This window comes from Alistipes sp. i18-0019-D1, assembly GCF_042852885.1.
Lineage (GTDB): Bacteria > Bacteroidota > Bacteroidia > Bacteroidales > Rikenellaceae > Alistipes.
Genome location: NZ_AP031424.1, coordinates 2,223,522 through 2,248,580 on the forward strand (window position 1 = coordinate 2,223,522; position 25,059 = coordinate 2,248,580).

At 55.8% G+C, this 25,059-nt stretch carries 18 protein-coding genes and 2 pseudogenes; 6 read left to right on the forward strand and 14 right to left on the reverse strand.

Going from position 1 to position 25,059, the window contains the following annotated elements:
- Positions 1–672 precede the first annotated feature (672 nt).
- The 6 genes from ACGHP5_RS09235 to ACGHP5_RS09260 form a co-directional block, all read right to left on the reverse strand.
- Positions 673–1,653, reverse strand: a complete 981-nt coding sequence (locus ACGHP5_RS09235) for a BT4734/BF3469 family protein (protein WP_130065256.1) — start codon at positions 1,651–1,653, stop codon at positions 673–675.
- Positions 1,654–1,769: 116 nt separating this feature from the next.
- The gene (locus tag ACGHP5_RS09240; protein ID WP_118406208.1) at positions 1,770–2,147 is read right to left on the reverse strand and encodes a DUF6291 domain-containing protein; all 378 of its coding nucleotides are present in this window, start codon (positions 2,145–2,147) and stop codon (positions 1,770–1,772) included.
- Positions 2,148–2,154: 7 nt separating this feature from the next.
- Entirely contained in the window at positions 2,155–2,517 is a 363-nt protein-coding gene (locus ACGHP5_RS09245) for an AlpA family transcriptional regulator (protein WP_018694601.1), read from the reverse strand.
- Positions 2,518–3,260: 743 nt separating this feature from the next.
- The gene (locus ACGHP5_RS09250) at positions 3,261–4,166 is read right to left on the reverse strand and encodes a nucleotidyl transferase AbiEii/AbiGii toxin family protein (RefSeq protein WP_195636017.1); all 906 of its coding nucleotides are present in this window, start codon (positions 4,164–4,166) and stop codon (positions 3,261–3,263) included.
- Positions 4,159–4,926, reverse strand: coding sequence for a type IV toxin-antitoxin system AbiEi family antitoxin (locus tag ACGHP5_RS09255; protein ID WP_229108309.1), 768 nt, complete (start codon positions 4,924–4,926; stop codon positions 4,159–4,161). The genes ACGHP5_RS09250 and ACGHP5_RS09255 overlap by 8 nt, the downstream gene beginning before the upstream one ends.
- A gap of 40 nt (positions 4,927–4,966) precedes the next feature.
- Positions 4,967–6,241 (reverse strand): phage integrase SAM-like domain-containing protein, encoded by a 1,275-nt coding sequence (locus tag ACGHP5_RS09260; RefSeq protein ID WP_390566343.1) that lies wholly within the window; start codon positions 6,239–6,241, stop codon positions 4,967–4,969.
- 329 nt (positions 6,242–6,570) lie between these two features.
- Here ACGHP5_RS09260 and ACGHP5_RS09265 point away from each other — a divergent pair.
- Positions 6,571–7,789: pseudogene (locus tag ACGHP5_RS09265) on the forward strand (phage integrase SAM-like domain-containing protein).
- Between the two features lie 4 nt (positions 7,790–7,793).
- Positions 7,794–8,879, forward strand: a pseudogene (locus ACGHP5_RS09270) (DegT/DnrJ/EryC1/StrS family aminotransferase); the annotation flags it as partial.
- Between the two features lie 123 nt (positions 8,880–9,002).
- Here the strand turns inward: ACGHP5_RS09270 and ACGHP5_RS09275 are convergent.
- A complete protein-coding gene (locus ACGHP5_RS09275; RefSeq protein ID WP_390566344.1) occupies positions 9,003–12,110 on the reverse strand; it encodes a glycoside hydrolase family 2 TIM barrel-domain containing protein in 3,108 nt (1,035 codons plus the stop codon).
- Positions 12,111–12,406: 296 nt separating this feature from the next.
- Here ACGHP5_RS09275 and ACGHP5_RS09280 point away from each other — a divergent pair, with 296 nt between their 5' ends.
- A complete protein-coding gene (locus ACGHP5_RS09280) occupies positions 12,407–14,506 on the forward strand; it encodes a KamA family radical SAM protein (protein WP_390566346.1) in 2,100 nt (699 codons plus the stop codon).
- Positions 14,507–14,564: 58 nt separating this feature from the next.
- Positions 14,565–15,278: a pirin family protein gene (locus ACGHP5_RS09285; protein WP_295903326.1), complete on the forward strand. Its 714-nt coding sequence runs from the start codon at positions 14,565–14,567 to the stop codon at positions 15,276–15,278.
- Between the two features lie 70 nt (positions 15,279–15,348).
- On the opposite strand, the gene ACGHP5_RS09290 is transcribed toward ACGHP5_RS09285, so the two are convergent.
- On the reverse strand, positions 15,349–16,932 hold the full coding sequence (locus tag ACGHP5_RS09290) for a peptide chain release factor 3 (RefSeq protein ID WP_295903324.1): 1,584 nt from the start codon (positions 16,930–16,932) through the stop codon (positions 15,349–15,351).
- 3 nt (positions 16,933–16,935) lie between these two features.
- Positions 16,936–18,492: an L-aspartate oxidase gene (nadB, locus tag ACGHP5_RS09295; protein ID WP_390566348.1), complete on the reverse strand. Its 1,557-nt coding sequence runs from the start codon at positions 18,490–18,492 to the stop codon at positions 16,936–16,938.
- A gap of 81 nt (positions 18,493–18,573) precedes the next feature.
- Here nadB and ACGHP5_RS09300 point away from each other — a divergent pair, with 81 nt between their 5' ends.
- Entirely contained in the window at positions 18,574–19,785 is a 1,212-nt protein-coding gene (locus tag ACGHP5_RS09300; RefSeq protein ID WP_295903320.1) for an S-adenosylmethionine:tRNA ribosyltransferase-isomerase, read from the forward strand.
- A gap of 68 nt (positions 19,786–19,853) precedes the next feature.
- Here ACGHP5_RS09300 and ACGHP5_RS09305 read toward each other — a convergent pair whose 3' ends face one another.
- The 3 genes from ACGHP5_RS09305 to ACGHP5_RS09315 all read right to left on the reverse strand — a co-directional run bounded on the left by ACGHP5_RS09305 (position 19,854) and on the right by ACGHP5_RS09315 (position 22,442).
- On the reverse strand, positions 19,854–20,456 hold the full coding sequence (locus tag ACGHP5_RS09305; protein WP_290534014.1) for a porin family protein: 603 nt from the start codon (positions 20,454–20,456) through the stop codon (positions 19,854–19,856).
- A 136-nt stretch (positions 20,457–20,592) separates the two neighbouring features.
- Positions 20,593–21,243: a porin family protein gene (locus ACGHP5_RS09310; protein WP_290534015.1), complete on the reverse strand. Its 651-nt coding sequence runs from the start codon at positions 21,241–21,243 to the stop codon at positions 20,593–20,595.
- A gap of 14 nt (positions 21,244–21,257) precedes the next feature.
- Complete coding sequence (locus ACGHP5_RS09315) at positions 21,258–22,442, reverse strand: sodium:proton antiporter (protein WP_390566351.1); 1,185 nt, start codon at positions 22,440–22,442, stop codon at positions 21,258–21,260.
- Positions 22,443–22,641: 199 nt separating this feature from the next.
- On the opposite strand from ACGHP5_RS09315, the gene eno reads away from it, so the two are divergent.
- Entirely contained in the window at positions 22,642–23,943 is a 1,302-nt protein-coding gene (eno, locus tag ACGHP5_RS09320) for a phosphopyruvate hydratase (protein WP_015547377.1), read from the forward strand.
- A gap of 106 nt (positions 23,944–24,049) precedes the next feature.
- On the opposite strand, the gene ACGHP5_RS09325 is transcribed toward eno, so the two are convergent.
- A complete protein-coding gene (locus ACGHP5_RS09325; RefSeq protein ID WP_290534017.1) occupies positions 24,050–24,277 on the reverse strand; it encodes a (4Fe-4S)-binding protein in 228 nt (75 codons plus the stop codon).
- A gap of 197 nt (positions 24,278–24,474) precedes the next feature.
- On the reverse strand, positions 24,475–24,852 hold the full coding sequence (gene crcB, locus ACGHP5_RS09330) for a fluoride efflux transporter CrcB (RefSeq protein ID WP_290534018.1): 378 nt from the start codon (positions 24,850–24,852) through the stop codon (positions 24,475–24,477).
- Positions 24,853–25,059 lie beyond the last annotated feature (207 nt).

A 25,059-nucleotide genomic window follows, 5' to 3' on the forward strand; every position in this document is an offset into this window, starting at 1 on the left:
TATTCCGACCAAGGAATTTTCCGATTTCGGAAGATATTGTCATATTCCGTGCTTCAATTGTGCTCTTACGTGCATATAGCCCCTGCATTTGAATATACTGGGTTGTAAAATGACGTTCGAAGTTCCTTGTGAAATCGTGCGAGTGGAAATCCGGTGCAGGGAGGTGCTTGTAGATATACTCGCGTAATGCGCGAATGCCAATTTCTTGCAAGATCGTGTGTACGGTAGTTTTAGGCATGGTAGTAAACATTGTTGCCACCCAGCCCCGACTTGGCATGATTACAAAAAGAAAGTGTGGAGCTGCCCGGTTTATTCGAATAGAGGTTCTGGAATACCTTTGCTGAAATAAACTGACACAAGACCCCACACCTGTATAGTATGGGGATTATGATCTCGCATACCAATACAAGTGATGAGTGTCGTCGTTTACCCTCAGCAAATTGAATTTTCCAGATTCCTATTCGAGGTTAAATCGAAACACTTTCACCAATATACGCCGCTTGCGCGACAAGACAAAGGTAAAAAAATATTTCGCAATTGACGACACCCATCGGGGCCTTGTTGTGCAAATTTCGCCAAACATGCTTTCGGGTATTATCTACGCAGGGATGCAGATATAATAAAAAAGCCGGAGCCTTCGAAGGCTCCGGCTTCACTCGCGGCACGATGGGGTTATTTGAAAGTTATATTATACCTTTGACAATGATAAAAGAAAGTGGCTATATCCACATCATCGTGATTTTTGATACACCAGTCAAACATTTCATTGCATTCAGTAGGATCGTAATCGGGATGCCATTTACTTACCAAGTGGAAAAGTCGTAACCCTTCTTCGGGCCCAAATTCACTGGCGAGAGCTTGTCCGATGGATTTCCAGACGGCACGTCCAACAGTGATATCAATCTGTTTTTTCTGAATTATTTTTATTAGTGAATATGCCCGTTGTTTTGTGATTACATCCATTTCGGCGTTTCGAGCCTTCTTCACCCTGCGCGGCGCACTGTATTTGTTCGGCTTGTAATACAAGTACGGAGGAGCATCAGGGTTGAAATAGGGATGAGGGTCATAGCTGGCCACACGCAGCCTTACGACATCGCTGCCACTTTCATCGACGATTAGTGGCGTCCGTTCTTGTATTTCGTCCACGAGAGCATAAAAGTGAGCTTTATGGCGTTCAGGATAAGCTATTCGAAAGATGCAGCATAATCCATCGCCTCCAACAGATAGCCCAGCATAGCATAAACTGCTGATTCTTTCTTTCAACATATTTTTGACCAAGTTCCATCGCCCTTTTACACGGGGATTCTGTTTCCCATCAATGTCGATGCAGATATAGCTGCTATGAAGATGATGAAGCCTCTTTTTGGCGCGGGTGTCGAATACCCCGGCAACGGTTACGCACGGTATCTCGAATTTCTTGATTTTGGCGCGTATGTCCGGATCTTTAGTGCCTCGATATTCGTCTACTATATTTTGGTAGGAGGCTGTTAATAAAAATGTCCATAAATCGACCGTTGCGACAGGGATTGTGCTAACTACGTTTGCAAAGAGCGAAACTTGAGGCCCAACTATGTCTTCAGGAATCCTAACAACGGTGTTTGTCCTTGAGAGTGTGAGTTTATTGTTTTGGTTCATTGCGTTTGAAATTATCATTTTATCCGATGGTTTTGGATATGATTTTGTTATTCAGTGTGTTGTGTATTGATTTGCTGCCTGTTTCTTGTATGTTTCCAGTCCGGTTATTGCTCTGAGAAATAAGACGGGATGTTTTAAGTCCCGTCATTATCCGCTTTCTCGTCACCATCTTTCCCGCCCCAATTACTCTCGACTTTCCTATCATATTTTTGCGAGTTCACATCCACCTGCTTCCGCCAACTGACGAAAGATTGCATAATACGTGTTGGTGTCTTTGTAGGCGGTTCCTTCTGATAGAATGCATAATCCATCAATACTCTGAATGCTCTTAAATGGAGCCGTTCCGGCATTAATTTAATAGATTCGTAAAATGAGATGAAACACACAAAGGATTCTCGGGTTTTTTGTCTCCGGCGCTTCTTGGGAGCTTCCTCCTGTAGTTCGATAAATTCATTCAGTTCGTCTTCAGAAATGTCGGCCAGTGCTTCCAAAGGGTTAAATTCTGTTTTCATAAATTTTTTAATTATTAAGTTTTTTTAATTGTTCTTTACAGTATTGCCCGACGGTGGGGATTGAATTCTCTTTCATCCAGTCTTCGATTTCCTGTCGGATGAACACCAAGCGCCGTCCCCCGTGGGCGGGTCTATGAAATGGGATGAGTCGTTGATGTGTGAACTTGTAGATCGTGGCCTTTGAATAGCCTGTAAGTTTAATCACATCATTGATGCCCATAATTTCTGGTGGAGGTGATTCCGGCTTATTAGGATAAGAGTTGGGGCGATTGCCGAAGCCGAGGCTCACGCAGAGTTCGATAAATTGCTTTACCGAGAGTCCCGCGATGGGGAAATCATCCCCGAATTTTGAGAAAGAATTAGTATGCATAATCTTAAAAAATTAAGTTATGCACTCCTAATACGAATGGATATTTTGACAGTATTTTGATTTTATTATAAATATTCCTTATAAATATTGATTGTCAATATTTTGTGTATTTTTATTTTGAAGGTTTTATATCGTTTTTTTATGGATTAGACAAAAAATATGACTGGTGTTCCCAGTCATATTGTATTGATTATAAGATGTAATGTAGGAAAAGATACTATTGGCTGAAGTTTTTTTTGCTTTTTTTATGCGGTTTTTGTGTCGTTTATATAATTTATCCTGTTATATGAATTTTATATCCTGTTATATAAATCTATGCCGACGAAATATTTTTTCTAATTCTCTGAAAATACATTTGTCTTTTGGGCTATGGTTGGCAACAGTTTTAACTTTGTTTGCCATATGCCAGACCGTGTTATAGGAGTTGATCTTCAACTCGGTCATGAGCCATTTAACAGATACTTTTCGGGGGTAAAACGATATTGCATAAATGACATAGCACCATTTAACTAAATCGACGCGTGTCTTGAAAAATATTGTCTCTTGCAGGGCAGACCACTGTGTACTGCAATGATGACAAAGAATATTTTTTAAAGCGTATTTGCTTCTGCTGTGGGTATTGAATCTTTTGCATTTGGGGCAATATGTTTTCTTCCAAATTTCATCGTAAATTAGGTCAAGGATGTCGTTTTCAGAACCTACTCTTTCTGAAAAATCATCGTAATCTACTATGTCGTCGTACATTAGAATCCAAAATAATTTTGTAACTTGATTATGCCGTCCTCGTGCTTTTGTGGATTTTTTCCTTTCAGTTTGCGGATGTTCAGTAGCTTCCATTGAATCGACGGATAATGCTGAAAATCCCGGTATTCCGATGCGTCCCAATCCGGCGTCCCGTCTTCGAATCCGAGTAGAAACGCTTTGTCGGTCGGTGTCAGATGGTCGTTGATATACTCGACCAGTCGGCGGCGGGTCGCTTCGTACTGCTCGTAGGTGAACGGCGTTGAGGACATGCCCTCAAATTGGTTGGTCAGGGCGTCGCGCTGGTCGTTGAAATTAGGATTAAGGGACTCCAAGATCGGGCGGTCGCTTCCCAGCAGGCAGAAGATGAAACCGCGCTTGATCTGGTCAAAGTCTTTGATATAATCGAGCATCAGACTTACATCGAACAGGTCGCGCGGGTGCTGGCGGTCGAGTGCCGCCGTGATCTTGCCGCCATAGAGTTGTGACAGAGGTACGATGCGGGCTTTGCAGAATACACCGAAATCTTCTTGGGCGAGGTCGCATAAGGGCAATTCGATGGGCGGTGCGATAATGCCGCGCTTTACGTCGTTTACCTCTACTTTGACGAAATGCCCGTTATGGGTGCAGATCAATTTGTTGGGAACTTCGCGTATTGCAATACCCGGTATTGCAACCTCGATCTTTGCCTTTATCGCTTTCAGCCGTTCTTTGATATGGGCGAGGCTTGCTTCCCGCGGCTCGACGGGAATATAGGTCAGGTCGATGTCTACCGAATATCGCGGCAGATTTTGCACGAACAGATTGATTGCCGTGCCGCCGTGAACGGCAAAACATTCTTCCGTCGAAATAATCGGGATGATGCGGAGCAACAGCCGCACGCGTTCTTTGTACTCTTGATTAATCATTTTTCAGTTCTGCCGGAATAGTGATTTGGTATTTCTTATCGTAAACGCCTCTTTTGGCGATTACCCGCTTGCCACTGCCGAGGTCTATTTTGTCGAGGTTGAGGGCCCCGAACCACGCATGATGGGCCTTTTCGGCCATAAAGAGGAACAGCCGCTTCACTTTGACGGAACGGCACTCCTCCAACAGTCGTTGCACATTCTTTGGCGGGAGTATCGACAGCATTTCCATCACATAATAGAGGTCGGTAATGTCGTAATATTGCGGAGCGAGGTGCAGACACTCCATAAATGCCTGTTCTGGGGTAGAGATCGGCAACTCGAAAACCCCTTGTCGGGTGGTGGTGATTCCGGTGTCGGAATTGAATATTTCGGTGGTAAACAGCCGGAGCGTAACTCCCCAGTCGTATTTTCTGAACCAAAGCGGTAAATACTCCTTTTGTGGCGCAGACAGCGAAACGGTTGGCCTGCCCATCGGGAGGTAGTGCGAATATCCGTGGATTTCCAGTGCCGACATGGCTCCGATCGTCAGGTGTTTGTTAGCCTGCGTATTGAGGCTGTATATGGCTCCGTATAATGTAGGTGTATCGCCCGTGCGGATCATTGCACCCGTGCCTATGGAAGTCAGCCAAGCGGATTCGACGTATCTGTGTTGGGTGGAATGCGGTATGTTATTTTGCTTCATCCACGAGGTCAGATACACGGCTCCAGCCGGAACCTCTTGCAGTAATTGGTTTATTTTGGATTCGTTTTTTACGCTCATAGCGCAAATGTACAAAAAATATTAAACCATTGTTGGCCTATTACAAAACTTTTGCTGCTTCGTTGATTACCTTGTTGTCGAAGCTGTCGAGGTAGGTGTTGGTCGTTTCGAGGTCGGCATGGCCGAGCATCTGCGAAATGATTTCGCGCGGAATTTTATTGTATTGCAAAGTCATTGCCATTGTATGACGGCTCACATAGCTTGTCAAATGATAGTCGATGCCGAGTTCTTCGGCCAACGATTTCAAATATTTTTGATATTTGGCGTAACGGCTTCGGATATGGTTGTATAGTTTCTCGCCCGTATAGCCGGAACAGGTAATGATCGGTAACAAATAGTTATCGACGGTTGGCGAGGCAGATTTCAGCCGTTCGATCAATCCTTGAATCTCCGGCGTGATATGGATTCGGATGGCGGTTACGTTCTTTTGGTGCTTAATCTTGTTGCGTTTGTAGACGATGTAATTCCCGTCGGCCAGTCGTTGAACATGATCGGTCGTAAGGTAGGCCATATCGACGAACGACATTCCGTAGCAGTAATAGGAGAACAGAAAGAGTTGTCGTGCGTATTCGTTCTGCGGATTCTGTGCGGGTGTATCTTTGAGTTTTTGCAAGTCTTGAGGCGGAAGATAACGCTTCTCTGTCGCTTCTTCCAGCTTGGCGATCTCGAAGCCGCCTTTCCCGAAAGGATAGGCTGCTTCCGAACTGACGCCTTCTCGGTTCGCTTGATTCAAGATTGCCCGCAATGCTTTGAAATAATATTTGCGGGTATTGCCTTTGCAACCCCGTTTTTGGAGGAATGTATCGAAATTGCGTACATAACGCAGGTCGATGTCGGAAAACAGCCGTTGATTCAACTTGCTGTCATAGTATTTAAGCAATCGAAGCGTCTCGAAATAGCATTTGGCATTGCCCGTATGTCCGGTATCCCGAAGCGTTTGGACATGATTTTCAAGATATGCGCAGAATTTGCCCTGCTTGGAGGGATTCAAAAATGCGTCCTCAAATTGATTCAGCGTCCAGTCAATGCCGTCTATCTCGAATTTCTCGATAATCTCGCGGGCGCGGGCTTTGACTTTGTCCAAAAAGGCATTGTCCTGAATCCGTTTCTTATTGGCCTCCCGCTGCTTTTCGCCTTTCAGATTCCGTTCGATGATAAGTCGTTCGGCCGAATTGTCCCAATAGGCCGGATTGACGTATAATTTCAGACTGATGCGCTTGCGACTGCTATTTTTAGTGACGCATAATTGGAGAATGTGATACCCCATTGAGTTGGGTTTGTATTTCCGTAAAACGATGCGAACAGAGTAGGCCATTTTCCGATGCAAAATAATTGGTGGTACAAAAGTGGTACAAGAAAAATCGCAATAGATGACAATAAGTCAAAATCGCAATTCTCTGTACATGATGTAAATATACTAAAATAAAGTTAATTACTTTTATCGGAAAAAATAAATTTCACCTCTGGGGGGCGTGTGGTCGCTGGTTCGAATCCAGTCACCCCGACTGATGAAAAGGCTTGGTAATCTGATGATTGCCGAGCCTTTTTCGTTTGCTGTCGGTTGATTGATTTATGGCTTTCGACCCCGTTTTTGCGTTGGTTTACACGGGGTGTGTAAACCGTGGTGTAAACCGCCAAAAGGCTATGGACGCCACTATTTCAGTTATTTGTTTCAAAAGCAAGACCCTTGCTAACGGGGAGCATCCGCTCATGTTGCGCATTACGAAAGACCGCAAGCGGAGGATGAAGAGTTTAGGCGTGTCGGTACATCCGTCGAATTGGGATTTCGACCGTAACGAGCCTAAACCCAAGTGTCCCGACCGCAAGTACATTCAGCAAATCATTCTGAAAGTCAAATCCGAGTATCAAACCAAGTTGTTGGAGAAAGCCGCCCGCGATGAAGATTATACGGCTGAAACGCTCGTAAAGGAGCAATCCCGTGAGCAAATCCAGTCCGAGACGGTCGAGAGTTTCTATTTGCGGACGGTGGAACAACTCAAACGGGAGGGAGCGGTCGGCTATGCCTATCTGAACTCCTACAACGTGCTGAAATCCTTTAACGCTGACAAACCGCTGTCCTATACGTTCGGTCAGATAGACGAAGCGTTTTTGAGTGCTTTCGAGGGATGGATGCGGTCGAAAGGCAATAAGGAAACGACATTGAGTTTTCAGATGCGGACTTTGCGGGCCATGTTCAACCGTGCAATTAAGGCAAAGATTGTCAGCAGGGAGAAAAACCCATTTAACGAGTACAAGATTAGCAAATTCAACACCCGTACACCGAAACGAGCGTTGAGCAAGGCAGAGATGTTGAAGATTATCGACGCCGATTGTTCACAGGGAAAGGAGATAGAGCAGTTTGCACACGATATTTTTGTTTTCTCGTACTTGTGCGGTGGCATATCGTTCGTGGATATTGCCAATCTGACCCCTGCCAACATTGCGGACGGACGGACTGATTTACCACCGTCAGAAAACGCACGGAGCAATCAATGTCCCGCTGTCGGAAAGGGCAAAGGCGATTATTTCCAAGTATGACAGCCATTGCGAACAGGTAGGTTATCTGTTTCCGATATTGGATGAACGGGCGCATATCACACCCCTGCAAAAGAAGAACCGAGTGCATAAAATGTGCAGCAGGGTGAATGTGGCTTTGCGGGATGTTGCCAAACGGTTGAAGATTAAAGCAACTGTTACAACCTATGTAGCAAGGCACTCATTCGCTACTGTATTGAAGAAATCGGGTGTGAATATCGGTATCATATCCGAGGCTTTGGGGCATCATAGTCTGAAAACCACTCAAATCTACCTCGATAGCTTTGAGAACAGCCAAATCGACGTAGCTATGCAGAATCTATTGTAAGTATCGGGAGGTTGTCGCGTTGTCATCAGGGACAGCTGCCGTGCATTTGGCCTTGTTAGCCTGTGGTGTGGGGGCGGGAGATGAGGTGCTCGTTCAGAGTTTTACTTTTTGTGCTTCGTCGCATCCCGTTACTTATCTCGGCGCTACCCCCGTCTTCGTAGATTCGGAGTCTGAAACCTGGAACATGGACCCCAGACTGCTCGAAACGGCTATCGAAGAACGCATCGCCAAGACCGGCCGAACCCCGAAGACGATCGTCCCGGTTGCCTTGTACGGTATGCCTTACAAAATCGACGAGATTATGGTCGTTGCCGATAAATACGGCATTCCCGTCATTGAAGATGCTGCCGAAGGTTTCGGGTCGAAATTCGACGGGCGGGTGCTCGGGACGTTCGGCAAATACGGCGTTCTATCGTTCAACGGTAATAAGATGATCACTACGTCGGGCGGTGGGGCATTGGTTTGTCCGGATACCGAGGCGAAAAAAGAGATTATGTTCTACGCTACGCAAGCCCGTGAATCCTATCCATATTACCAGCACGAACATATCGGCTACAACTACCGGATGTCGAACATTTGCGCCGGTATCGGCCGGGGGCAGATGACCGTTGCCGACGATCATATCGTCCACCATAAGCATGTCTGCCAGCTTTACAAAGAGTTATTGGCGGACGTGGAGGGAATTGCATTGTATGAGAATCCATCGTCGCGTTATGACAGTAACTATTGGCTCTGTACGATCCTGCTTGATCCATCCTTGCACGTAAAAGGAGAAGAACACGCTTATGAAACAGCTGTCCAAGGTGCAGTTGGTGGGGCGGCCGGAGTAACGCATGCTGCGGCATCGCTGCATACGGGTAGTGAACCGAATCGTAATGTCGAGGCTTTGCGGATGGCTTTGGATACCGCAGGTATCGAATCGCGTCCACTGTGGAAACCGATGCATCTGCAACCGGTTTACGTGAAGAATCCGGCTTATGTGAACGGTGTAAGCGAATCGTTGTTCAAATGCGGCTTGTGCTTGCCGAGTGGACCCTATGTGACGGATGAGGATGTGGTATATATCGTTCGACGGATAAAGGCGAATATCCTTGAATGCCGCTGTAGTTTTTGCTTATTGTCTTTGGTACATGGTGTGAATTTTATACCATTGACTGATAAAAATGAGCCGCAACCTGGAAAGGTTGCGGCTCTTCTGTTGGTTAGCTGCGGGTTATTGTCTGTTGACGATGGGATGTAACAGGAAGTTGAAGGTGTAGTCGCCGTAAGGCAGCAGGTATTCGGGAAGCGGGAGGCGGCCCCAGCTGTTGATGCAGCCCAGACCGGACTGGACGCCCTCGATGTTGACGTGCGTGCGGCCGTCGGGCACGAGGTCGCTCGGGTGGCGGACGTATTCCGGCGAGCCGTTGTCAAGCTGCGGGATGGAGTAGGGAATGGCCGATGCCGAGAAGTGGCGGTCGGAGCAGATTTCGACGCCGAGGCCCGAAGCGTCGGTCAGACGCCACCAGCGCAGGTCGCTGCGCGTTCCCGACTCCTGCGGGCTGACGTATTTCATATGGAACTGGTCGGCGACGCGCTGTGCGTAGCGGCCCACGAAGGCGGCGCTGGAGCGGTCGGCGTAGTTCTCCATCGGGCCGCGTCCGTAGTACTCCACGGCGTTGAACATGCCCGGGGTCTCGAAGGCCATGCCGAAGCGCATCAGGTCGGCGACATCTTTGCGGGCCGGGTCGGCGGTCATCGTCTCGCTGACGCGGATCGAACCGTCGGCGAAGATCGTGTAGGCGAGCGTCAGTTTCGCTCCCACGGCGGAGACCGTGTAGTCGGCGACGGCTTTCACTTCGCTGTCGCCGGGCGTGAGGGCGAAGCCCGTGAGCTGCGGCTCGGCTTTCGCCCACATCCCGCTGTCGGGGTATTTCCCGGTCTGGCGCACGCCGAGGTCATTGTCCGTGGCCGCGCGGTAGAAGTTGGGGCGCATGGGACCTGCCAGCAGCTCGACGTTGCGCAGGCGGTAGGAGCGGATGAATCCGTTCGCAGGATCGAACGTGACCGAGAATCCCTCGCCCGAAACGGTCTTGTCCGCTACGCGGAGCGTCCCGGCGGGAACTGCCGCGGCGAAGCGGGCCGCGGGATCGTCTTCGCGCAGCGTCAGCTGGTCGGCGGCGACTTCGTAAAGGGCGTCGAGCAGTCCCTGCCGTTCGCGGAGCTGGTAGCGCACCGTGAGCAGCAGTTCCCCGCCCAGAGCATAGACCTGTTCGGGCTTGTAACCCAGCGTCACGGCGGCGGTCGCCTGCGGGGCCACGTCGAGGTGCTCGACCACTCCGCTCGACACGAGCCGTCCGTCCGAGGTGATCTCCCAAAGCAACCGGTAGGGAGAGAGGTCCGTGAAAAAGTTTTCGTTGTAGACGTTCACGATGCCCTTTTTCAGGTCGCGGGGCGTGGTGTGGATCGGCCGGTGCTGGTGCTTCACTTCGTAGGCGTGGGGATGCCACGAGCGGTCGGCGGCCAGCACGCCGTTGCAGCAGAAGGTGCTGTCCGAAGCGTCCACGTCGTTGTAGTCGCCGCCGTAACGGTAGGTCAGCCTGCCTTCGGGGCTGCGCCAGGCGAGCGCCTGGTCGGCGAAGTCCCAGATGAACCCGCCCTGGTACTTCGGTTCCCGGCGGATCATGTCCCAGTACTCCTTGAAGCCGCCCATCGAGTTGCCCATGGCGTGGGCGTATTCGCACTGGATCAGCGGTTTCGAAGGATTCTCCGCAAGGTATTTCCCGCATTGCTCGTAGCTCCAGTACATCGGGCAGACGATGTCGGTGTTGTAGTCCTTGTGATAGGAGGCCTGCTCGTACTGCACCGGGCGCGAAGGATCGAAGGACTTGATCCAGTCGTAGCAACGTTCGAAGTTGGGTCCGTTGCCGGCCTCGTTGCCCGTGCTCCAGACGATGATCGAGGGGTGGTTGTAATCGCGCAGCACCATGCGGCGGTTGCGGTCGAGGTGCGCGGCGGCGAAGGAGGGGTTGCCGGCCAGGTTTTTCGACTTATCGCGGTAGTGGTAGCCGTGCGACTCGATGTTGGCCTCGTCCACGACATAGAGACCGTACTCGTCGCAGAGGTCGTACCACAGCGGCGTGTCGGGATAATGGCACGTGCGCACGGCGTTCATGTTGAGCCGCTTCATCTCGCGGATGTCGCGCACCATCTCCTCGCGGGTTACGTAATAGCCCGTGTTCGGCTCTATTTCGTGGCGGTTGACGCCTTTGATCAGGATGGGTTTGCCGTTGACGAGCAGTTGTCCGCCGCGGATTTCGACCTTGCGGAATCCGACGCGGAAGGCAGCGGCCTCGGTTACGGAGCCGTCGGCGGCCAAGGCTTCGGCCGTGAGCGTGTAGAGGTTCGGGGCCTCGGCGCTCCACTGCTTCGGGGCGGCGACCTCGAACGTCGTTTCGGCTGCGTTGCGGCGGGGACGGAGCGTGCGGGTGTCGAGCGTTTTGCCCGCCGCGTCGAGGAGCGTCAGCCGTACGCCGCCGACGCCCGGCGTCGTGGCCACTTCGGCGCGGAGCGTGCCGTTGCGGTAGTCGTTGACCAAATCGGGCGTCAGCCGTACGTCGGCCAGCCGGCGTTTGTCACGGGCATAGAGGTAGCAGTCGCGGCCGATGCCCGAAAGACGCCAGAAGTCCTGGTCTTCGAGGAACGAGCCGTCGCACCAGCGGTTGACGCGCATCACGATCAGGTTGTCGCTGCCCGGCGTCAGGTAGCGGGTGATGTCGAATTCGGCTTCGAGCTTGCTGTCCTCGCTGTAGCCCGCTTCGCGGCCGTTGACCCAGAGCGTCACGTTCGAGGTGGCCGAGCCGATGTGGATGAATACGTCGCGGCCCTTCCAGTCGGCGGGAACCGGAATGGTGCGGCGGTAGAGTCCCGTGTAGTTCTGTTCGTAGGGAACCAGCGGGGCGCGCAGTTCGAAGAACTTGTGCCACGGGTAGGGTTTGTTCGTGTAAACCGGGTCGCCGTAGCCGTTCAGCTCCCAGATGCCCGGCACAGGCATTGTGCCCCACGCCGAATCGTCGTGTCCGGCGCGGAAGAACCCTTCGGGTTCGGCTCCCGGGCGGTCCACGCGCAGGAAGGACCATTCGCCGTTGAGCGTGCGGTAGAAGGGCGAGCGGGTGTAGTCGTTTTCGGGAACGGCCTCGGCGGCTGTGGGGAAGGCGATGAAACTCGTGCGCATCGGGGCGCGGCCGACGTCGAAGCATTCGGGATCGAGCCAGCGCTCGGCGGGGGCTTTCCCCGAGGCCGCCGTGGCGGCGAAGAGTGCGAGCAACAGCAGTCTTTTCATTTTTCGGTTGTTTGGGGTTGGGCGAATGTTGTGTCGGAGCAAAAATAATAAAAATTCGAAACTTTCGCAAGTTGCAGAACGAAACCTTGCGTTTTAGGCCGGCGAAGAGGTCCCCAAAGGCCCTTTTGTGAAAATTTTACGGATTTTTGATTAAAAGCGGAGGAATTTGCAGGGAGGGTCTTTGTGATCTTAAAAATTTTTACTATATTGTTGCCCCGCATATAACCCGAAGGTCGGAATATCCCCACTCCTGCCGGCCTGTTTTGAATGGTTCCATTTCTAAAAAGACAATGCTTATGAAACAAAAGAAAATGCTTGCACTGACCCTTTCCCAGCTCGTACTGCTTTATCGTCAGGAGTTTCCGGCCCTTGCGGCCCTTGCCGACGCCAGCGGCGACGGCGAACGGTTTCGCATGGGCCTCCGGGAGTTCGTGGACGCACACCGGGCGGCGGAAAGCGAAGCGGCGGAGCAGATTCGACTGTTGATCGATTACGACGGACGCAGCGTCCGCGAATTATCCACCGACCGGCAGCTGGAAGTCAAAACCCTCACGCTGCTGTGGCAATTCCTTACCGGAAGGCTCGAAAATCCCGAAATGCCTTCCGACCTGTTCCTCGATCTGTACCACCTCTTCCGCCTGCTGGATGCTCCGGAGATTCCGCTGCCTTCGCCCCAGCGCGTGCGCAGCCGCACCGAACGCTGGCCCTCGGGGCAGGACGAAGGGGTGCGGGCCATCCGCGCCGACAACCGCGAACGGATGCTCCACCTGCTGATCCAGAAGATCGAGAACCGCAAGTCGAAGACCCCGTCGCGCTTCCAGTTCGCCGACGGCATGACCTACGAGGAGAAGTACCGGCAGGTGGCCGCCTGGTGGGGCGATTTCCGCTTCCAGCTGGCGATGGCCGTGAAAAGCCCCTCGGAACTGAACCGCTTTCTGGCGGGATCGCTTTCGTCGGAGACGATGTATCTGCTTACGAAGGCCCGCAAGAAGGGGATGCCCTTCTTCGCCACGCCCTATTACCTTTCGCTGCTCGACGTCACGGGCGACGGTTACGACGATGCCGCCATCCGCAGTTACATTCTCTATTCCCCGCAGCTGGTCGAAACCTACGGGCAGATCCGCGCCTGGGAGCGCGAGGACGTCGTCGAGGCCGGAAAACCCAACGCCGCCGGGTGGCTGCTGCCCGACGGGCACAACATCCACCGCCGTTACCCGGAGGTGGCGATCCTGATTCCCGACACGATGGGCCGCGCCTGCGGCGGGCTGTGCGCCTCGTGCCAGCGCATGTACGATTTCCAGAGCGAACGCCTCAATTTCGAGTTCGAGGCCCTGCGCCCCAAGGAGAGCTGGGACCACAAGCTGCGCCGCCTGATGAACTATTTCGAGGAGGACACCCAGCTGCGCGACATCCTCATCACAGGCGGCGACGCCCTGATGAGCCAGAACAAAACGCTCCGACACATTCTCGAAGCGGTCTACCGCATGGCCTGCCGCAAGCGCCGGGCCAACGCCGGGCGTGCCGACGGGGAGAAGTACGCCGAATTGCAGCGCGTGCGCCTCGGATCGCGCCTGCCGGCCTACCTGCCGATGCGCGTGAACGACGAACTGGTCGAAATCCTCCGCGAGTTCCGCGAGAAGGCCTCGGCCGCCGGCGTGAAACAGTTCATCATCCAGACCCATTTCCAGACCCCGCTCGAAGTGACGCCCGAAGCCGAGGAGGCTATCCGGAAAATCCTTTCGGCGGGATGGCTCATCACCAACCAGCTGGTCTACACCGTGGCCGCTTCGCGCCGCGGACACACCACGCGCCTGCGCCAGGTGCTCAATTCGCTCGGCGTGGTCTGCTACTATACCTTCTCGGTCAAGGGTTTCCAGGAGAACTACGCCGTCTTCACCCCCAACAGCCGTTCGATGCAGGAGCAGGTCGAGGAGAAAGCGTACGGGCGGCTCACCCCGGAGCAGGCGGCCGAACTCGACGGCCTGCTCGCCGACGGGCGCGACACGGCGGAAAAGCTCCGCCGCTTCATGCGCCGTCATCACCTGCCGTTCCTCGCCACGGACCGCAGCGTGCTGAACCTTCCGGCCATCGGCAAGAGCATGTCGTTCCGGCTGGTGGGCATCACGCCCGAGGGCAAGCGCCTGCTGCGATTCGACCATGACCGGACGCGCCGCCACAGCCCGATCATCGACCGTATGGGCGAAATCTTCATCGTCGAGAACAAGTCGCTGGCCGCCTACCTGCGTCAGCTGGGCAAGATGGGCGAGGACCCCGAGGATTACGCTTCGATCTGGGCCTACACGCACGGCGAGACCGAGCCGCGTTTCGGGCTTTATGTCTATCCCGATTTCGGGTTCGCGACGACCCGCCGGGTGAGCAACCTGGAGTTGGAGTGACACAATATCGGCACTGATTTTGCGTTTATTATATATTGATTATTAAATAAATGCAATTATGAAAAAGACGATTCACAGAGCTGCGACCCGCGGGTACGCCGATCACGGCTGGCTCCGGACCCACCATACTTTCAGTTTCGCAGGATACTACGATCCCGAGCGGATTCATTTCGGCGCCCTGCGGGTGCTCAACGACGATACCGTGGCCCCGGGCGAGGGGTTCGGAACGCATCCCCACGATAACATGGAGATCGTGTCGCTCGTCCTCTCGGGCGCCCTGAAGCACGGCGACAGCATGGGCAACATGCAGGTTCTCAAACCGGGCGAACTGCAGGTGATGACCGCCGGCACGGGCATCACGCACAGCGAGATGAACGCCAGCCGCGAGGAGCCGGCGAAGTTCCTCCAGATCTGGGTCATCACCGATGCCGAGGGCCATACGCCCCGTTACAACCAGATCGAACTTGCACCCGCGAAGCGCAACGAGTTCCGGCTGATCGTGGCCCCCGAAGGCCGCGGCGGGGAACACGTGGGATGGATTCACCAGACGGCATGGTTTCATACGCTCGATCTCGACGCCGGGCGGGAGGCCCGGTACCGGATGAATCTTCACGGCAACGGGGCCTATGTCTTCGTGATCGAAGGCGCGGCCGAGGTGGCCGGGGAGACGCTCGGTCCCCGCGACGGCATGGGCGTATCGGATGCCGACGATTTCCTGATCCGCGCTTCCGAAGATGCGCAGCTGCTGGTCATCGAGGTCCCGATGATCTGATGTGCGGCAGCCAGATGTGAAAAGCCGCCGGAGTCGATGCTCCGGCGGCTTTTTTGTGTCAGGCCGCGTTCTAAAACTCCGAGGTGAAGTGGAAGCGGATCTCCTTGAAGTTCTCCTGCGCGAGAGCCAGCCCGTAGCTCGTGTCGGCCAGGAATACGTCGCGGCCGTGCTTGTCGACGGCCATGTTGGTGTGCTTGCGGCGCTTGAAGTCGGCCAGCTGCGCGGCGTTGTCGCTGTCGATCCAGCAGGCCTTGTAGATCGAGATCGGCTCCCAGCGGCACGCGGCGTTGTACTCGTGCTCCAGGCGGTACTGGATGACCTCGAACTGCAACGCGCCCACCGTGCCGATGATCTTGCGGCCGTTGAGGGTGCTTGTGAACAGCTGCGCCACGCCCTCGTCCATCAGCTGGTCGATGCCTTTGGCCAGCTGCTTGAATTTCAGCGGATCGGCGTTCTCGATGTAGCGGAACTGCTCGGGGGCGAAGGAGGGGATGCCCGTGAAACGGAGCTTCTCGCCTTCGGTGAAGGTGTCGCCGATCTTGAAGTTGCCCGTGTCGTGCAGACCCACGATGTCGCCCGGGTAGGCGAAGTCGATCACCGACTTTTTCTCGGCCATGAAGGCCGTCGGGGAGGAGAATTTCAGCTGCTTGCCGCTGCGCACGTGCAGGTAGTTCTTATTCCGTTCGAATGTGCCGGAGCAGATTTTCAGGAACGCGATGCGGTCGCGGTGGTTGGGGTCCATGTTGGCGTGGATCTTGAAGACGAAGCCGGTCATTTTCGGCTCCGCAGGCTCCACCGGACGGGTTTCGGTCGGCGCCGGACGCGGCGGGGGAGCGATGCGCACGAAGCATTCGAGCAGCTCGCGCACGCCGAAATTGTTCACCGCCGAGCCGAAGAACACCGGGGCCAGTTCGCCCCGCAGGTAGGCGTCGCGGTCGAACTGGTCGTAGACGCCCTCGACCAGTTCCACGTCGGAGCGCAGCTGGGCGGCGAACTTCTCGCCGATGTAGCCTTCGAGTTCCTGCGACGCGAGGTCCGAGATTTCGGCCGTCGAGGCGTCGGCCGTGAGTTTTTCGTCCGACGTGAAGAGCGAGAGGTTTTTCTCGTAGAGGTTGTAGACGCCCCTGAACGTGGGTCCGTTCGAGATCGGGAAGGCCAGCGGCCGCACGCGGATTCGCAGCTCCTTCTCCACCTCGTCCAGCAGGTCGAACGGCTCCTTCGACGGGCGGTCGAACTTGTTGATGAAGACGATCACGGGGGTTTGGCGCATGCGGCAGACCTCCATCAGCTTGCGGGTCTGGGACTCGACGCCCTTGGCGCCGTCGATGACGATGATCACCGAGTCGACGGCCGTCAGCGTGCGGTAGGTGTCTTCGGCGAAATCCTCGTGGCCCGGAGTGTCGAGAATGTTGATCTTGCAGCCCCGGTATTCGAATCCCATCACGGCGGTGGCCACCGAGATGCCTCGCTGGCGTTCGATCTCCATGAAGTCGGACGTGGCGCCCTTCTTGATCTTGTTGCTCTTGACGGCGCCGGCCACGTGGATGGCACCGCCGAACAGCAGCAGTTTTTCCGTAAGGGTGGTCTTGCCCGCATCGGGGTGGGCGATGACGGCGAAGGTCCGCCGCCGGGTTATCTCTTCCTGTAATGTCATGCGTTATTCTTTCGGGTAATCGGCGTTGTAGTGGCAGCCCACGGACTCCTTGATCTCGCGCCCCTGCTTGATGACCAGGTAGGCGATGGCGATCATGTTCCGCAGTTCGCACAACTCGCGGTTGGGTTTGGTCTTGTTGTAAAGTTCCTCGGTCTCCTGCCAGAGGATCTCCAGCCGGTGCATGGCGCGCTTGAGCGAGAGATTCGACCGCACGATGCCCACGTAGTTGGACATGATCGTCTGCATCTCGCGCTTCGACTGGATGATCATCAGCATCTCCTCGGTGTGCTGCGTCCCCTCGAAATCCCAGTCGGGAATGCCCTCCTGGAAATCGGCCCTGTCGAGCAGCGACGCCGTGTGGCGCGCGGCCTGGTCGGCGTAGACCACCGCTTCGATCAGCGAATTCGACGCCAGGCGGTTGGCGCCGTGCAGCCCCGTGCACGAGGTCTCGCCCAGCGCGTAGAGCCGCTTGATCGAGGTTTCGCCGTTGAGGTCGACCTTCACGCCGCCGCAGCAGTAGTGCGCCGCGGGGGTGACGGGAATCCAGTCCTTCGTGATGTCGATGCCGATCGAAAGGCACTTTTCGTAGATATTCGGGAAGTGGCTTTTCACGGCCTCGGGGTCCTTGTGCGTCACGTCGAGGTAGACGAAGTCGGAACCCCGTCTGGTCATCTCGCGGTAGATGGCGCGGGCCACCACGTCGCGCGGCGCGAGCGACTTCATCGGGTGGTATTTGTCCATGAACTCCTCGCCGCCGGGCAGCCGCAGGATGGCCCCGAACCCGCGCATGGCCTCGGTGATGAGGAAGTTAGGCTTCTCGCCGGGGTTGTAGAGCGTCGTGGGATGGAACTGGATGAACTCCATGTTTTCGGTCATCGCCTTGGCGCGGTGGCACATGGCGATGCCGTCGCCCGTGGCGACCACGGGGTTCGAGGTCGTGGAGTAGACGTTGCCGCAGCCCCCTGTGGCGACGACGGTGAATTTCGAAAGCATGGTCTCGATCTCGTTGGTGTCGAGGTTCAGGACGTAGGCCCCGAAGCAGGCCAGCCCGCGCGTGTGGCGGGTGACGAATTCGCCCAGGTGGTGCTGGGTCACGAGGTCGATGGCGAAATGGCGTTCGAGAACCGTGATGTTCGGATGCTCCCTTACCGACTGCACGAGCGCCCGCTCGATCTCGGCTCCCGTGAGGTCCTCGTGGTGGAGGATGCGGTGCTCCGAGTGGCCGCCTTCGCGGTTGAGTTCGAAACGTCCGTCGGGGGTCTTGTCGAAGCGCGTGCCCCAGGCGATGAGGTCGGCGATCAGTTCCGGGGCGCGCCGCACGACCAGCTCCACGGCCCTCTCGTCGCATTTGCCTGCGCCGCAGACCAGCGTGTCGCGGATGTGTTTCTCGAATGTGTCGGGGGCGTACGTTACCGAGCAGATGCCGCCTTGTGCATAATTGGTGTTGCACTCTTCGATCTCGCCCTTGGTGACGATCGTAACGTGTCCGTGGGCTGCGGCTTTCAGCGCGAACGAAAGGCCCGCGGCGCCGGAACCGATAACCAGAAAGTCGGTTTTCATGGGTTTTTCCTTTTTCTAATGCCTTGCAGCGCCGCAAAGTTACAAAAAATAGTAACTTTGCCGCATAATTTCGGGCAAAATATGGAACGACATATCGACATCAACCGCTTCGATTACGACCTTCCGGACGAGCGGATCGCCAAATTCCCGCTCGCCGAGCGCAGCGCCTCGAAGCTGCTCGTCTGGCGCGGCGGTGAAATCGCGGAAAAGCGTTTCGCCGACATCGGCGACGTGCTGCCGGCCGGGGAACTGCTGGTTTTCAACAATACGAAGGTGATCCGGGCGCGGATCATCATGCACAAACCCTCCGGGGCGCGCATCGAGGTCTTCTGCCTCGAACCCCGCGATCCTGCCGACTACGAGCGGGCGTTCGCCGTCACGGGCGCGTGCGTGTGGTCGTGCATCGTGGGCAACCGCAAGAAGTGGAAGGAGGGGCATGTCGCGATTGATTTCGACTGCGAAGGCCGCGCCGAGTCGCTCCGGGCCTGGATTGTCGAGGACCACGGGCGCGAGTGCGTCGTGCGTTTCGAGTGGACGGCCCCGATGACCTTCGGACAGCTGCTCGAATACCTCGGGCGGATTCCGATCCCGCCCTACCTGAACCGCGAGAGCGAGGAGATCGACAACACGCGCTACCAGACCGTCTATTCGAAGTTCGAAGGCTCGGTGGCGGCGCCGACGGCCGGGCTGCACTTCACGCCCGAGCTGATCGGGGCGATGGAAGCCCGCGGATTCGGGTTCGAGGAGGTGACGCTCCACGTCGGGGCGGGTACGTTCCTGCCCGTGAAGGACGAGGACGCCGCGAAGCATCCGATGCACACCGAGCATTTCGAGGTGCGCCGCGCGACGGTGGCCCGCCTGCTGGAGCGGTGGGGGCATATCACGGCCGTAGGCACGACTTCGGTGCGGACACTCGAATCGATCACGGCCCTGGCGTGGCGCATCCGCTCGGCCGGGACGCCCGATGCCGGACGGGTCATCGGGCAGTGGGAACTGTACGGCATTCCGGCGGATTACACGGGCCGCGACGCCCTGGAGGAACTGCTCGCTTATATGGACGCGAACGGACTTGACCGCCTGAAAGCCTCGACGCGGATCATGATCACGCCGCTGGGGTACGAATTCCGCATCGTGCGCAATATCGTCACCAATTTCCACCAGCCCAAGTCGACCCTGCTGCTGCTAGTCTCGGCCTTCGTGGGCGACGGCTGGCGGCGGATTTACGACTATGCCCTCGGCCACGGTTTCCGCTTTTTGAGCTACGGCGATTCGTCGGTGCTGCTGCGGGAATGACCGTTTATACGGAACGGAAAAGGGACGCCTCGTGCAGGGCGTCCCTCTTTTATTGGCGCAGGGCCCGATTAGAAATTGTATCCGACGCTGATCGTGAAGCAGTTGTTGCGCATCGTGCCCTCGCCGTCGCTCTCCTTGATCAGATTCAGGCAGCCGATGTCGTAACCCAGCCCGAAGTAAATGCGTTTCCAGACGACGCCGGCGCCCAGACGTACGCCCAGGTCGGACCGTTTCAGCCCGCCTTCGTCGCCGAAGATGTCGCCCTTCTCGCCGCCGACTTTCACTTTGCCGCCGATGCCGAACCCGTAGTAAAGACCTGCGAAGGGCTGGATCGTAACGATGTCCTTGATGTTGAAGTGGTAGTTCACCAGCACGGGGATCTGCAGGTAGGAGGGGCGGAAGCTCACGCCGTCGACCTTGCCCCCGCGGCTGGAGAATGCAAGGCCTGTTTCGAGGTAGAAGGGCAGCTTGCTGCTGAGCAGGATCTGATCGGTCACGGCGACGTGGAACGAGGCCCGCGAGTCGGTGCTGATGGACGCACCTCCGGCCGAAATCGAGTAGCTCGACAGGTTCAGTCCGGCGCGGACGCCCAGGATGTTTTTTTCGTAGTTTTGCGCCGAAACGGCACTCGCCAGCAGGATGGCGGCCACAATAAGCAATACTTTTTTCATAATGAATGGGTTTAGCGTTGTATACGTGGCAAATATAGGATAATTTTTCCGAAAAATCCCCCCCCCGAAATTTTTTACGGACAATGGAAAGATTTGTCTGTAAATGCTTGTGCTTTAGCTGGGTAACTTCCGAATGTCAGAAATTGTAGCCGATGTTCACGGTCAGGCAGTTGTTGCGGATTTCGGCGCTTTCGGGCTGGAGCAAGTAGCCGAAAAATTCGCCGCCCCGGAACAGGTTGCGGCAGCCGATGTCGTAGCTTATTCCCAGGTAAATGCGTCTGATGACGAACCCGGCGCCCGCTCGTACGCCGAAATCCATGCGGGAGAGGAAGCCCGGGGCGCTGAACATATCCTCGTTCCGGAGTTCGGTCTTCATCGCGCCCCGGATGCCCACGCCGCCGTATATGCCCGCGAAAGGCTGGATCGTGAGGAGGTCCCGGATGTGGAAATGGTAGTTGACGAGCAGGGGGACCTGCATGTAGAACGGACGCATGGTCATGTTGTAGATGTCGCCGTAGATTTCGGCGGCGGCCCTGCCGCCGCGGCTCGAAAAGCCGACGCCCGTTTCGAGGTAGAGGGGCAGACTGCGGTGGAGCAGGATCTGGTCCGTCACGGCGAAGTGGAAGCCCGCGCGCGAACCGGTATTTATCCGCACGTCTTCGATCGAGATGTCGTAGGTCGACACGTTGACGCCGGCACGGATGCCCAGGATGTTTTTCTCGTACCGCTGCGCCCGGGCGGTTCCCGCCGACAGCAGGACGAGGAGGATGAATGCGTATCTTTTCATGGAGGCTGATGAAATTATTCTTCGGGAGTGCAGCTTTTAAGCGCCAGTTTCCTGACCCAGACGACGAATCCGCCGGTGAGGATCAGATTCAGCACCAGCGTCAGTACCGAGATGATCAGCGCCGGGCCGCCGAGGTTGTATCCCAGGGCGATGAAGATGACGCCCGCGCCCACCTCGCCGCGGGTGAACATGCCGATCGAGAGGGCGAGCCGCTCGCTCAATTTCCGGTCGCGGTAGAAGAAGACCGGGACCAGTTTCCCGATGTTCGAGAGCACCGAGACGGCCGCGACGTGCAGCAGCAGCACGCCCCACGGCATCATCGGCTGCGAGGCGGTTACCGACGAGGCGGCCGCAGCCGTGCCGGCCGCCGATGCGCCCGTCACGAGCGGCATGCTCATGCCGACGAGCAGCATGAACAGGAACGAGATGCCCGTTGCGGTGCGGCGTTCGGTCGGGGTGTCGATCTCCTTGTGCTTCATCAGCATGCCGATCACGAAGGCGGGGAGCAGCACCTCGATGTGGATGCTGTTTTCGGGCCCGTACCACCGTGCGGTGACGATGTAGAGCGCCTGTGTCAGGGTGCAGACCACCGCAGAAAGCCCCAGAATGCGTTTCCAGTCCTGCCGGACGTTCCACCGCGCCTGCCACCGCCAGCCCGCGGCGAGCAGTGCGGCGACCACGCCCACGATGGCCAGCATCTGCCATTTGAGCCCGATCATCAGGATTTGCAGCGGAATCATCAGCAGGATGGTGTCCAGGTCGTCGAAGATCGCCAGCACCTGGATTTTGCGGTAGATCCAGCTCTTTTGCAGGTGCAGCGCGGCGAGCATCGTGAAGAGGATGCCTGCCGAGGTGGGGGCTGCGAACCGGCTCAGCAGCAGGTTCTCCTTCCACGCCCCGGAGTCGGCCCAGAGGTCGGAGGGCAGCAGTACGAAAATGTAGTAGAGGACGATCAGCAGCCATGGCAGTGCCGCGGTGGCCATGGCGATGAAGTAATCGGCGGTGTAGGAGCGCCAGCGCGTCTTGTCGATTTCGAACTCCCGTCCGACGTTGATCATGATGAATCCCAGGCAGACGTAGAGCAGGGTGTCGGCAGTCGCCTTGAAGCCCGGATAGGCCGTGCCGAGTGCGCCGGGGAGCAGCTGCGAGGCGACGAGGCCCAGCATCAGAAAGAGCGAGAACGAAAGAACTTTTCGCATTGATAGAAGGTCGTTTACAGGTTATGTGCCGGAACCGCGGCGTAAAGATAACATATTTCTCGCAGAATCGGAAAAACCCGTGCCGGAGCCGTGAAAAAAATAACAATAAACAAATCGCAATTCACAATTATTTTGTACCTTTGCCGTGCCGTTTGGGAAGTTAGTATTCAAACACCATAAAATTCAAATTATTACAACTATGCAGATTGTAGAGATTCACGCAAGGGAGATCCTCGACTCGCGAGGCAATCCGACCATCGAGGTCGAAGTTCGTACCGTATCGGGCGCATTCGGCCGTGCAGCCGTTCCGAGCGGTGCATCGACCGGCGAGAACGAGGCACTGGAGCTTCGCGACGGCGACAAGAGCCGTTACCTGGGCAAAGGCGTCCTGAACGCCGTGAAGAACGTCAACGAAGTGATCGCTCCGGCCGTCATCGGCATGAACGTAGCCGATCAGGTGGGCATCGACAAGGCCATGATCGCCCTCGACGGAACCCCCACCAAGTCGAAGCTCGGCGCAAACGCCATCCTCGGCGTGTCGCTGGCCGTTGCCCGCGCTGCCGCCGACTATTTCGGCATGCCGCTCTATCGCTATATCGGCGGTGCGAACGCCAAGACGCTGCCCGTTCCGATGATGAACATCATCAACGGCGGTTCGCACTCGGACGCCCCGATCGCATTCCAGGAGTTCATGATCCGTCCCGTGGGCGCTCCTTCGTTCAAGGAGGGTATCCGCATGGGTGCCGAGGTGTTCCACAACCTGAAGAAGGTGCTCCACAACCGCAACCTCTCGACGGCCGTAGGCGACGAGGGTGGTTTCGCTCCCGCGCTCAACGGCACGGAGGACGCCATCGAGTCGATCATCGAGGCCATCAAGATGGCCGGCTACAAGCCCGGCCGCAAGTGCGAGGGCGGCGACGTGTCGATCGGCATGGACTGCGCTTCGTCGGAGTTCTATAAGGACGGCGTTTACGACTACACCAAGTTCGAGGGCGAGAAGGGCGCCAAGCGTACGTCGAAGGAGCAGGTGGAGTACCTGAAGGGACTCGTTGCCAAATACCCCATCGACTCGATCGAGGACGGTATGTCGGAGAACGACTGGGAAGGCTGGCAGATGCTGACCGCCGAGATCGGCGACAAGTGCCAGCTCGTGGGCGACGACCTGTTCGTTACGAACGTGGATTTCCTGAAGAAGGGTATCGAAATGGGCTGCGCCAACTCGATCCTGATCAAGGTAAACCAGATCGGTACGCTGACCGAGACGCTCGACGCCATCGAGATGGCTCACCGCGCCGGCTACACGTCGGTAACGTCGCACCGTTCGGGCGAGACCGAGGATTCGACCATCGCCGACATCGCCGTGGCTACGAACTCGGGCCAGATCAAGACCGGTTCGGCTTCGCGTTCGGACCGTATGGCCAAGTACAACCAGCTGCTCCGCATCGAGGAGGAACTCGGCGACGAGGCCATCTACGGCTACACGAAGATCTACCGTAAGTAATTTACGGCCGGACTACACGAAACCGGATGCCGCGAGGCGTCCGGTTTTTTTTAGGATGCAGCCCCGGGAACCGTCGGTTCCCGGGGCTGTTGCGCTGCCTGGCCGGTTACTTTTCAGCCATCCGGTAGGAGAGCGCTCCCGAAGGGCATTTCTCGATTTGCGCGATGAGTCGGGCCGTCGTTGCGTTTTCCGGCTTTACCCAGGGCCTCTCTCGCGGATTGTAAACCTGGGGTAACATCTTTACGCAGATGCCTGCGTGCGTGCAGAGTTCCGGCTGCCAGACGATCACGATCTCGCCGTTGGTGTACTCTTTGCGGTTGTCTTCCGGTTTCATGGCGTACATGTTTGTGTGGTTTGAAAAAGCGGTTGTCGGATAGCCGTTTACAAAGATAGGAATATATTCGGTCCGTTGCCGCTCTGCGTGTCAACAAAAAAGCCCCGGCCGCGGGGCGTCCACACGCAGCGGCATTGCATGAGAAAACGCTCCGGACTTGAAAGTCCGGGGCGTTTTTTGCCGGATCGGGGGTGTCTCTATGCGGTTTTGATCAGCGAGCGGCCCAGCCATACCAGCAGCAGTCCCAGAATGAAGCTCAACCCGACGTAAAGTCCGAAATAGAGCCAGTGTTTCTGTTGCAGGAGCAGGTACATGTCGTCGGCGAACGACGAGAAGGTGGTGAAACCGCCGCAGAATCCGGTGATCAGAAAGACGTTCATCGACGGGGAGATGAGGTGCGTTTTTTCGGCCAGGCCGAAGAAGATGCCGATTACGAAGCTGCCGATGATGTTGACGGCGAACGTTCCCCAGGGAAAGGCCGAGACCGTTATGACGTGGGCCAGTTTTCCGGTCAGGAAGCGCAGGCATGTGCCGATAAAGCCGCCGAAGCCTGCAATAATCATCGCTTTGAACATATTGATCGTGTTTTTATGTTGTCAGGGTGGCGGAACAAATTTGATGCCATTGCCCGCCGGACCTCCGTGTGCCCCGCCCCGCCGGGGAGTCTGGCATACTATTTGGACTTCGAGGAGACCAGAATCGGCGTTCCGTTGTTCCGGAGAGACCCGGCAGGGTCCGTTCGGTGACGGACCCCGCATTTTAACCATATAAAAATTTGTACT